This is a genomic window from Streptomyces europaeiscabiei (assembly GCF_001550375.1).
In the GTDB taxonomy this organism is placed as follows: domain Bacteria; phylum Actinomycetota; class Actinomycetes; order Streptomycetales; family Streptomycetaceae; genus Streptomyces; species Streptomyces europaeiscabiei.
The window spans coordinates 1-9,736 of the sequence record NZ_LRTR01000174.1 but is presented as its reverse complement, the minus strand read 5'-3'; the positions used below and the strand labels follow the sequence as shown (position 1 = coordinate 9,736).

General features: G+C 71.2%; 10 protein-coding genes and 2 pseudogenes. 8 read left to right on the top strand and 4 right to left on the bottom strand.

The window, feature by feature from the left end; translation table 11 throughout:
* Positions 1-610: pseudogene (locus tag AWZ10_RS08400) on the bottom strand (heavy metal transporter); the annotation flags it as partial.
* 118 nt (positions 611-728) lie between these two features.
* Here AWZ10_RS08400 and dapE point away from each other — a divergent pair.
* A complete protein-coding gene (dapE, locus tag AWZ10_RS08395) occupies positions 729-1,808 on the top strand; it encodes a succinyl-diaminopimelate desuccinylase (protein WP_046707241.1) in 1,080 nt (359 codons plus the stop codon).
* 132 nt (positions 1,809-1,940) lie between these two features.
* The gene (locus AWZ10_RS08390) at positions 1,941-2,699 is read left to right on the top strand and encodes an LOG family protein (protein ID WP_046707242.1); all 759 of its coding nucleotides are present in this window, start codon (positions 1,941-1,943) and stop codon (positions 2,697-2,699) included.
* A gap of 133 nt (positions 2,700-2,832) precedes the next feature.
* On the opposite strand, the gene folP is transcribed toward AWZ10_RS08390, so the two are convergent.
* Positions 2,833-3,693 (bottom strand): dihydropteroate synthase, encoded by an 861-nt coding sequence (gene folP / locus AWZ10_RS08385; protein ID WP_060890780.1) that lies wholly within the window; start codon positions 3,691-3,693, stop codon positions 2,833-2,835.
* 119 nt (positions 3,694-3,812) lie between these two features.
* Here folP and AWZ10_RS08380 point away from each other — a divergent pair, with 119 nt between their 5' ends.
* Positions 3,813-4,163, top strand: coding sequence for a DivIVA domain-containing protein (locus AWZ10_RS08380; RefSeq protein ID WP_060890779.1), 351 nt, complete (start codon positions 3,813-3,815; stop codon positions 4,161-4,163).
* Complete coding sequence (locus AWZ10_RS08375) at positions 4,160-4,747, top strand: DNA-3-methyladenine glycosylase I (protein WP_046706111.1); 588 nt, start codon at positions 4,160-4,162, stop codon at positions 4,745-4,747. The genes AWZ10_RS08380 and AWZ10_RS08375 overlap by 4 nt, the downstream gene beginning before the upstream one ends.
* A gap of 80 nt (positions 4,748-4,827) precedes the next feature.
* Here AWZ10_RS08375 and chcB read toward each other — a convergent pair whose 3' ends face one another.
* Positions 4,828-5,619 (bottom strand): 2-cyclohexenylcarbonyl CoA isomerase, encoded by a 792-nt coding sequence (gene chcB, locus AWZ10_RS08370; RefSeq protein WP_046706112.1) that lies wholly within the window; start codon positions 5,617-5,619, stop codon positions 4,828-4,830.
* Positions 5,620-5,994: 375 nt separating this feature from the next.
* Between chcB and AWZ10_RS47400 the strand changes: the two genes are divergently transcribed.
* Positions 5,995-6,162 carry a DUF3117 domain-containing protein gene (locus AWZ10_RS47400; protein ID WP_003966491.1) on the top strand — a complete coding sequence of 56 codons (168 nt, stop codon included), beginning with the start codon at positions 5,995-5,997 and terminating at the stop codon, positions 6,160-6,162.
* A 114-nt stretch (positions 6,163-6,276) separates the two neighbouring features.
* On the opposite strand, the gene AWZ10_RS08365 is transcribed toward AWZ10_RS47400, so the two are convergent.
* On the bottom strand, positions 6,277-6,978 hold the full coding sequence (locus tag AWZ10_RS08365; protein ID WP_078935457.1) for an O-methyltransferase: 702 nt from the start codon (positions 6,976-6,978) through the stop codon (positions 6,277-6,279).
* 270 nt (positions 6,979-7,248) lie between these two features.
* Here AWZ10_RS08365 and sigE point away from each other — a divergent pair, with 270 nt between their 5' ends.
* From sigE to AWZ10_RS51425, 3 genes and pseudogenes are all read left to right on the top strand, one after another.
* Positions 7,249-7,950, top strand: a complete 702-nt coding sequence (sigE, locus tag AWZ10_RS08360) for an RNA polymerase sigma factor SigE (RefSeq protein WP_046706113.1) — start codon at positions 7,249-7,251, stop codon at positions 7,948-7,950.
* Positions 7,947-9,131 carry an anti-sigma factor family protein gene (locus AWZ10_RS08355; protein ID WP_046706114.1) on the top strand — a complete coding sequence of 395 codons (1,185 nt, stop codon included), beginning with the start codon at positions 7,947-7,949 and terminating at the stop codon, positions 9,129-9,131. Before sigE ends, AWZ10_RS08355 begins: the two co-directional genes overlap by 4 nt.
* Positions 9,132-9,463: 332 nt before the next feature.
* Positions 9,464-9,736 (top strand): annotated as a pseudogene (locus tag AWZ10_RS51425) (hypothetical protein); the annotation flags it as partial.

Sequence of the window (9,736 nt, the reverse complement as noted above, 5' to 3'; positions counted from 1 at the left end):
CGGTCGACTCCCGGCGCCCCTCGCAGGTCAGCGTGGCCGCCGACCGCCCCGTCAGCGCGGCGGCGAGCAGCGTGGCGTCGGGCTCGTGCTTGGCGTACGCCTCGGGGTAGCCGCTGCGCTGCACCCGCTGGGCGGCGACCGTCAGCGGGAGCTGCTCGTAGTCGTCGACCTTGGCGAGGTGCTCGTAGAACTCGCCCGCCGCGTACACCGGGTCCTGGATCTGCTGCTCGGTGCCCCAGCCCTGCGACGGCCGCTGCTGGAAGAGCCCGAGGGAGTCCCGGTCGCCGTGCGCGATGTTGCGCAGGCCCGACTCCTGGAGCGCGGTCGCCAGCGCTATCGTCACGGCCCGTTCGGGCAGCTCGCGCGAGGTGCCGACCGCCGAGATCGTCGCCGCGTTCGCCGCCTGCTCCGGCGTGAACTCGTACGACGCCCCGTCGTCCGCCCCGGACACGACCACGCATCGTGGTGTGCCGTTCCCCCCGGTCAGATACTGCACGGTGAGATACGCCCCGATCGCGGCGAGCACGACGAAAGCCGCCAGGAACTGCAGCACACGACGGCCGCGACGGCGGGGACGGGGATCTGGGGGGAAGGGGTAGAGCTCTGACACGCGGTCCAAGGTACTGGACAGTAATGGCCCCCGTGCAGGAGTTGTGAACAGTGGGGCAGGAGTGACCGGATCCACTCGCCGGGCAGCCCCGCCCCGGCGGCGCGTTAGGGTCGGGGACATGGCCGAGACCCCCATTGACCTCACGCTGGACGCCGCGCTGCTCACCGCGCAGCTCGTCGACTTCCCCTCCGAGAGCGGCACGGAGAAGCCGCTCGCGGACGCGATCGAGACCGCCCTGCGTGCCCTGCCGCACCTCACGGTCGACCGGTACGGCAACAACATCGTCGCCCGCACGAACCTGGGCCGGGCGGAGCGCGTGATCCTGGCCGGCCACATCGACACGGTCCCCATCGCGGACAACGTCCCCTCCCGCCTCGACGAGGACGGCGTCCTGTGGGGCTGCGGCACCTGCGACATGAAGTCCGGCGTCGCGGTCCAGCTGCGCATCGCGGCCACGGTCCCGGCCCCCAACCGCGACCTGACCTTCGTCTTCTACGACAACGAGGAGGTCGCCGCGGACCTGAACGGCCTCAAGCACGTCTCCGAGGCCCACCCCGAATGGCTGGAGGGCGATTTCGCGGTCCTCCTGGAGCCCACGAACGGTGAGGTCGAGGGCGGCTGCCAGGGCACCCTGCGGGTCCTGCTGACGACCAGGGGCGAGCGCGCCCACTCCGCCCGCGGCTGGATGGGCTCCAACGCCATCCACACGGCGGCCCCGATCCTGGCCAGGCTGGCGTCGTACGAGCCCCGGTACCCGGTGATCGACGGCCTGGAGTACCGGGAGGGCCTCAACGCGGTCGGCATCTCGGGCGGTGTCGCCGGCAACGTCATCCCCGACGTGTGCGTGGTGACGGTCAACTTCCGCTACGCGCCCGACCGTACGGAGGCCGAGGCCATCGCCCACGTCCGCGAGGTCTTCGCCGACTGCGGGGTCGAGGAGTTCGTCGTCGACGACCACAGCCCCGGCGCGCTGCCCGGCCTGTCCCACCCGGCGGCCGCGGCCTTCATCGAGGCGGTCGGCGGCACCGCCCAGCCCAAGTACGGCTGGACGGACGTCTCCCGCTTCAGCGCCCTCGGCGTCCCGGCCGTCAACTACGGCCCCGGCAACCCGCACTTGGCACACCGCCGCGACGAACGGGTGGACCCGGCGAAGATCCTGACGGGCGAGGAACGCCTGAGGTCCTGGCTGACGGCGTGATCCACGGGTACAACCACTGGTCCAACCACCCGTACGAGGTGACGGATCGCGGCGGACACGCTCACGTCCCCCGTCCGTAACCCGTATGGATCTACGCTGACGTGAACCACCAGCACGGCGGAGGGAGCGGACATGGCGACCGGGAACCCCGAGGGCGGGAAGCAGCCACCGAAGGAGCAGCGGCTCGGGCCGGTGCTGCGCAGACGCGATCAGGTCCAGGCGAGCACGACGGATCAGCGGCTGCTGGACGCGGGTGGTCCCTCGGACTGGGTCCACACGGACCCGTGGCGCGTCCTGCGCATCCAGTCGGAGTTCATCGAGGGCTTCGGCACGCTCGCCGAACTCCCGCCCGCGATCAGCGTGTTCGGCTCCGCCCGGACGCCCGCCGACTCGCCGGAGTACGAGGCGGGCGTGCGGCTCGGCCGTGGTCTGGTGGACGCCGGCTTCGCCGTCATCACCGGCGGCGGTCCGGGCGCGATGGAGGCGGCCAACAAGGGCGCCCTCGAAGCGGGCGGCATGTCCGTCGGCCTCGGCATCGAGCTGCCCTTCGAACAGGGCCTCAACCCCTACGTCGACATCGGCCTCAACTTCCGCTACTTCTTCGTCCGGAAGATGATGTTCGTCAAGTACGCCCAGGGCTTCGTGGTCCTCCCCGGCGGCCTCGGCACCCTCGACGAACTCTTCGAGGCCCTCACCCTCGTCCAGACCCAGAAGGTCACCCGCTTCCCCATCGTCCTCTTCGGCGAGTCCTACTGGAGCGGCCTCGTCGACTGGCTCACCAACACCCTGATCGCCCAGGGTAAGGCCGCCGAAAAGGACCTGACCCTCTTCCACGTGACGGACGACGTGGACGAGGCGGTAGCCCTGGTCTCGAAGGAGGCGGGCCGCTAGACCGTGGTTGTCCCGCGCCCCGAAAGGGGCGCGGGAACCGCGCGATCAACCCCGACGAACGGAAAGGTGCGGGGTCGAAGGGGCGCAGCCCCTGGAGGATGGGACGGGTAGGGGCGGCGGGGGCGAGAAAGTACTAGGCAAGCCCCCGCCGGGCAACCGCAGGCCTCCGATACCCCGCGATGGCCCCCACCATCTCCACCACCTGCCGGGTCTCCGCGACCTCATGCACCCGATACACCTGGGCCCCCAGCCATGCGGACACAGCGGTGGTGGCCAACGTCCCCACCACCCGCTCCTTCACCGGTTTGTCCAGCGTCTCGCCCACGAAGTCCTTGTTGGACAACGACACCAACACCGGCCACCCCGTCGCGACCATCTCCCCCAGACGCCGAGTCGCCTCCAGACTGTGCCGCGTGTTCTTCCCGAAGTCGTGCCCCGGATCGATCATCACGGACTCCCGGGGCACCCCCAGCGACACCGCCCGCTCGGCCAGCCCCACGGTCACCCGGAGAATGTCGGCCATCACATCGTCGTACTCGACCCGATGCGGCCGCGTACGAGGCTCCGCCCCACCCGCGTGCGTACACACCAGCCCCACCCCGTACCGCCCCGCGACCTCCGCGAGCCGGGGATCGACCCCGCCCCACGCGTCGTTGAGCAGATCCGCCCCGGCCTCGCACACGGCCTCACCGACCTCGTGCCGCCAGGTGTCGACGCTGATGACCACCTCGGGGAACCGCCGCCGCACCTCCGCGACGAACCCCACGGTCCGCCGCGCCTCCCCCGCCGCGGTCACTTCCTCCCCGGGCCCGGCCTTCACCCCGCCGATGTCGATGATGGCCGCGCCCTCGGCGACCGCCCGTTCCACGCGTGCGAGCGCCGGTTCGTCGTGGAAGGTGGCCCCCTGGTCGTAGAACGAGTCCGGGGTCCGGTTGACGATCGCCATGATCACCGGCTCGTGCGGGCCGAATTCCCGCTTGCCCAGCCTGAGCATCCGCTGTGACCTCTCCCAGTACGTCCCGCCGATCGACGGCCTTGCTCAACCGCCTGCGACCTTAACTGCCAGACTCGCATGGCACGATCGGAGCCGAACACACTCGAGGGGACCCAGCGATGTTCATGTTCTTGTTCCTGGTCGTCGCGCTCGCCGTCGTGGTCGCCGCGGTGACGCTCGCCGTCGTGGGCGGCGGCGACAACGCGGTGCTGCCGGAGGCCGAGGGCGAGCGGCTCCAGGACCCGCTTCCGGCGGACCGCCCGGTCAACCGCGCGGACGTCGAGGCGCTCCGCTTCCCGGTCGCCGTCCGCGGCTATCGCATGGTGGACGTGGACGACGCCCTCGGCCGCCTCAGCGCCGAGATCGCCGAGCTGGACGCCCGTATCGCCGACCTGGAGTCCGCGCTCGCGGGCGCCCGTTCGACGACCGTGACCTCGCTGCGCAAGCCCGAGGAGGGCGACCACCAGTGAGCGACGGCACCGCCCTGGCCGGCCCCGACGGAGCCCTCCGCTGCCCCTGGGCCCTGTCCACCGAGGAGTACGTCGCGTACCACGACGAGGAGTGGGGCCGCCCGGTCCACGGCGACGACGCCCTGTACGAGCGGCTCTGCCTGGAGGCTTTCCAGTCCGGCCTCTCCTGGATCACCATCCTGCGCCGCCGCGAGGGCTTCCGCGCCGCCTTCGCCGACTTCAAGATCGCCTCGGTCGCCACGTTCACGGCGGCCGACCAGGAGCGCCTCCTCGCCGACCCCGGCATCATCCGCAACCGGGCGAAGATCGAGGCGACGATCGCCAACGCGCGGGAGCTGACCGCCTGGGCCCCGGGCGAGCTGGACGAGCTGATCTGGTCCCACGCCCCGGACCCGGCGACCCGCCCGGTGCCGAGGACCCTCGCGGACGTCCCGGCGGTCACCCCCGAGTCCACGGCCCTCGCCAAGGCCCTCAAGAAGCGAGGCATCCGCTTCGTCGGCCCGACGACGGCGTACGCGCTGATGCAGGCCTGCGGCTTGGTGAACGACCACTTGGAGACCTGCGTCGCCAGGAGCGCCCCCTAAGGGGTGTGGGGCGGCGGCATGGGCGGCTCCGGCGCGTGGACGCGATCAACCGCGTCGGGCCCGCGGTTCCCCACGGACGGTCACCGCCCCAGGTACTGCGGCGTCTCCTTGTTCACGAACGCCCGCACAGCGATCCCGTGGTCCTCCGAAGCCCCCGCCCGAGTCTGCAGTTCGTCCTCTTTCTCCAGAGTCTCGGCCAGCGAGTGGGAGAACCCGTAGGCGACCGCCTCCTTGATCGCCGCGTATGCCACCGTCGGCCCCTCGGCCAGCATCCGCGCCACCTGCTCGGCGGCGGTGTGCACGGAGGCCGCCGGCACGACCCGGTTTGCGATTCCCAGCTCGTACGCCTCCTGGGCCTTGATGCTGCGCGGGAAAAGCAGCAGGTCGGCCGCGCGACCGGGACCGATCACACGCGGCAGGGTCCAGGAGACCCCGGAGTCGGCGGTGAGGGCGACCCCGGCGAAGGAGGTGTTGAAGGAGGCAGTGTCGGCGACCACCCGGTAGTCCGCCGCGAGCGCGAACCCCAGGCCGGCGCCTGCCGCCACACCGTTCACTCCGGCCACCACGGGCTTGGCCATACCCGTCAGCGCCTTCACCACGGGGTTGTAGTGCTCCTTGACCGTGCTCATGACCTGTCCCGAGCCCTCGACCAGCAACCCGATGTGCTCCTTCAGGTCCTGGCCCACACAGAACGCCCGGTCCCCGGCCGCGGTCAGCAGCACCGCCCGTACGGCGTCGTCCCCGGCAGCGGCCTCCACGGCCTCGCGCAGGGCCACCTTGGTCGCGATGTTCAGCGCGTTCATCGCCTCGGGACGGTTCAGCGTGATCGTCGCGAGTCCGTCGTGCACCTCGTAGAGCACGGTGTCGGCCATGGCGGTTCCCCTCCGGTTCGCGGCTGAGGACGTACTGGTCAGTACGCCCTCGTCACAGCACAGCATGGCGGAGATCACGGGTGGCAACGGAGGCCGGAGGTGTGACCTGCGTCAAAGAATCACCAATGGCCGAGCGCCGACCGGGGACCGGGTGGTGGCGCAGTATCGCAGTCACATCGCCGAATTGGGTGGTTTTGCTCGCGCGCGTTGCCCAAGCGATGCCAACCGATGTTGGTCATCGGGTCATGAGATGCGGGATAATGGCCTGGAAGCAATGTGTTCGATGCCGGTGTCGCGTGTCCCCAGGTGGGCCCGCGCCTGCCCTCCAGGGCCGTCGGCTTAGGCGATGAGCTGGTTTCAGGAAGGGGTACGAGCATGGCGGCCATGAAGCCGCGGACGGGCGATGGCCCGCTCGAGGTGACCAAGGAGGGGCGGGGCATCGTCATGCGAGTTCCGCTCGAAGGCGGCGGACGGCTCGTCGTGGAGCTGACCCCTGACGAGGCCGACGCCCTCGGCGATGCCCTCAAGAAGGTCGTCGGCTGACGCGCGTAGCGACCATACCCTTTCAGTTGCCCCGGCACCGCCGCACTCGGCGGTGCCGGGGCGCTGTTGTGCCGGGGGGTGGTGCGGGGGCCGGTCCGGCCCCGGAAGGGTCCTTCAGCGCTTGACCGCGCACAGCAGGCCGTCGCCCACCGGGAGCAGGGACGGCACGAGCTCGGAGCTCTCGCGGACCGTGCGCAGCAGCTCCCGCAGGCGTATGACCTCGGTCGGCTGGGGGTTCGAATCCACCGTGCGGCCACTGGCGAAGACGCCCTCGAATGCGACGAGGCCGCCGGGTCTGAGCAGACGCAACGATTCAGCGAGGTAGTCGAGGCACTCCAGCCGGTCGCCGTCGCAGAAGACCAGGTCGTACCCGGAGTCCGCCAGCCGCGGCAGCACCTCCAGGGCGTGGCCCGGGATGAAGCGCGCGCGGTTGCTGGCGAAGCCGGCCGCGCGGAACGCCTGCCGGGCGAACTGCTGGTGGTCCGGCTCCGGATCCACGGTGGTCAGCACCCCGTCCGGCCGCATACCGTGCAGCAGATGGATCCCGGAGACGCCGGTCCCGGTCCCGATCTCCGCCACCGCCTTCGCGTCCACGGTGGCGGCGAGCACCCGCAGCGCGGCGCCCGTGCCGGGCGACACCGAGCGCAGGCCTGACTCCCGGGCCCGGTCGCGGGCCCAGCGCAGCGCCTCGTCCTCGGCGACAAAGGCGTCGGCGAACGCCCAGCTCGTCAGCCGGTTGCCGGTAATGACCCTCTCCTTATGTCCCCGTGGTTGCCTGGGCGTGACTGTATCCGTTGCCGTCGGGAACCTCCTGATGGGACCGGTCGTTTAAAGGGATGAGTGAGTGACGGGGGCCGCGACGGGGGGCACGGGGTGGATCGGTCCGACGAGCAGGCGCGGGCTTCGGTGCAGGTGCTGACTGCGCCATATGAGCCGCATCAGCCATATGAGCCACATCGGCGCACATCAATTTCTTATAAAACCGCTTATCCGGAGCTAACGGGCGAGGTGGCTATGGTAGGGGCTCCACTGGACACCACCAGAGCCGACAGGGGAGGTGCGGCCGCGCCTGTGGATCGGGGAGGAGTGCTACGGCGCTTTCTCGGATCGGCGGGCAAGCCGAAATCCGTGAACGACACCGCTGACCACAGCCACGCCGCCGTCGCACAGACCGCGACCTTCACCACGGACGCGCACGCGCAGGCGTGGACTCCGCCCACCTGGGAGGAGATCGTCAGCACCCACAGCGGCCGCGTCTACCGGCTCGCCTACCGTCTGACCGGCAATCAGCACGACGCCGAGGACCTCACCCAGGAAGTCTTCGTCCGCGTCTTCCGCTCACTGTCGACGTACACGCCCGGCACCTTCGAGGGCTGGCTGCACCGCATCACCACCAACCTCTTCCTGGACATGGTCCGGCGCAAGCAGCGCATCCGCTTCGACGCCCTCGGGGACGACGCGGCCGAGCGACTGCCCAGCCGCGAGCCCACCCCGCAGCAGATCTTCAACGACGCGCACTTCGACGCCGACGTCCAGCAGGCCCTCGACACCCTGGCGCCCGAGTTCCGCGCCGCCGTCGTCCTCTGCGACATCGAGGGACTGTCGTACGAGGAGATCGCCGCGACCCTGGGCGTCAAGCTCGGCACAGTCCGCTCCCGGATCCACCGTGGCCGCTCCCAGCTCCGCAAGGCCCTGGCGCACCGCTCCCCGGAGGCCCGGGCAGAGCAGCGCCGCGGGTTCACGGTGCCGCGGGTGCCCGTGCTGGGAGGAGGGGGCGCGACCGCGTGAGTGGAACCCGTCCGACACCTGCCGAGCAGCACCTGGGAGACCGTCTCTCCGCCCTGGTCGACGGAGAGCTCGGTCATGAGGCGCGTGACCGCGTCCTGGCACATCTCGCCACCTGCGCGAAGTGCAAGACGGAGGCGGACGAGCAGCGCCGCCTGAAGAACGTCTTCGCGGAGGCCGCCCCGCCGCCTCCCTCCGAGAGCTTCCTGGCCCGGCTCCAGATGCTCCCGGCGGGCGGCGACGGCGACGGCGGATCGCCGCTGTCCGGTGGCTTCGCAGGAAGACTGGGGAGTACGGCCGGTAGGCCGGGCCTGCCCGTCGACCTTTCCGACTCCCGGGACTTCGCCGACTTCGGCGTCTTCGGACCGGGCGGCGACTCCTTCGGATACGTCCCGTCGGGACCACACGGCGGCGCGCTGACGCCGTCGGAGGGCCGCGGACTGCTCGGCGGCCGTGGGTTCCTCGGTGACCGCGGCTTCCTGGGCGGGCGAGGCTTCCTCGGCGACCGCGGGGCGATGGACGACCGTGGCTTCCTGGGCGGCGGACGTGATCTCTCCGAGGACGCGGACGGCGGTGCTGACCCGACGGAAAGAGCCGCCGGCAGCACCGGAGTCACGGGCGACCGGGGCTTTCGGATCCATGCCGTGAGCCGGCAGGAGGCCGAGCGGTCGGCCTCGCGCGGCATGCGGTTCGCCTTCGTGGCGGCAGGCGCGGTGTCGCTGGCCGCGATCGCCCTCGGCGGGGTGACCAACGGGGTGCCCGCCGAGACGGCGGACGCCCGGGGCACTTCCGGCTCCGGCAGCAATGTCACACCGCTGCGGACGCAGGCCGCGGGTACGGTTCCGGCTCCCGAGTCGCAGCGTCGCCGGGGAACCGTCGGGCCGCTGCTCGGACAGGGCCAGCAGTCCCTGGGCGAGGTGCCCGTCGCTCCGACGGAGATCTCCGCGCCCCTGTTGCCCGGAGTCCCCGCTCCGGCCGGTCAGGACCTTCATGCCGTGCACCCGCTGACCGTCCCCGTGTTGGCCGGCGCGGCCGCCATGTCCCCGCTCATACGTCCGCTGAGCGTCGCACCCTCGCTGCAGCTGACCGACTGGTCTTCGGCGCCCGAACTCACGGGACCGGGCCTGCTGACGGCTCCCGACACCACCTCGTCTCCCACACCCACCTCGCCCGTCCTCCGCTGACCCCTGAGTTCTGCGCGCCGGCCCGTGAACCTGGTTGAATCCGGAGTGGGCCGTGTCCGCGCGGGCCGGTTCCGGTCCGCGGCACTCGGCGAACGGTGGGCGGCGGGCCTGTCCTTGGGACGGGCCCCAGGTGTGGGGAGAACATGAACGAGGGGAAGCCCACGAAGGCGAAGTGGTGGAGCCGACCCCGAGCGCACGGCGCGGGGGACGGAACGACGGGGGACCACATCGGGGCCGGGGCCGACGAACCGACGGAGGCTACCGGGTCCACGGAATCTGCCGGGTCCACCGGATCTGCCGGATCCACGGGGACCACCGGGCTCGCGGACACGGTGCGCGACGCAGACCCCGAGGGCGACTTCGAGTTGGAACGCCCGGCAGTGGTGTCGGCCCCCGGCGGACTCGACACCGAAAGCGGCTCCGATTTCGACTCCGACTTCGAACTGGCCCGCCCGGCCGCCGAAGTCCCGCTCCGGTCCGGCTCCACGTCGACCCCCGACACGGACGGCGACTTCAAGCTGAAGCTGCCGGCTTCGACGCGTGCGGGAAGCGATGCGCCGGCCGAGGCGGGTTCGCCGGGCGGGCCCGGCGTGCCCGGTGCCGCC

Coding starts and splice junctions, on each gene's coding strand:
- dapE (WP_046707241.1), top strand. CDS start 729: ATGGCCGAGACCCCCATTGACCTCACGCTGGACGCCGCGCTGCTCACC.
- AWZ10_RS08390 (WP_046707242.1), top strand. CDS start 1,941: ATGGCGACCGGGAACCCCGAGGGCGGGAAGCAGCCACCGAAGGAGCAG.
- folP (WP_060890780.1), bottom strand. CDS start 3,693: ATGCTCAGGCTGGGCAAGCGGGAATTCGGCCCGCACGAGCCGGTGATC.
- AWZ10_RS08380 (WP_060890779.1), top strand. CDS start 3,813: ATGTTCATGTTCTTGTTCCTGGTCGTCGCGCTCGCCGTCGTGGTCGCC.
- chcB (WP_046706112.1), bottom strand. CDS start 5,619: ATGGCCGACACCGTGCTCTACGAGGTGCACGACGGACTCGCGACGATC.
- AWZ10_RS47400 (WP_003966491.1), top strand. CDS start 5,995: ATGGCGGCCATGAAGCCGCGGACGGGCGATGGCCCGCTCGAGGTGACC.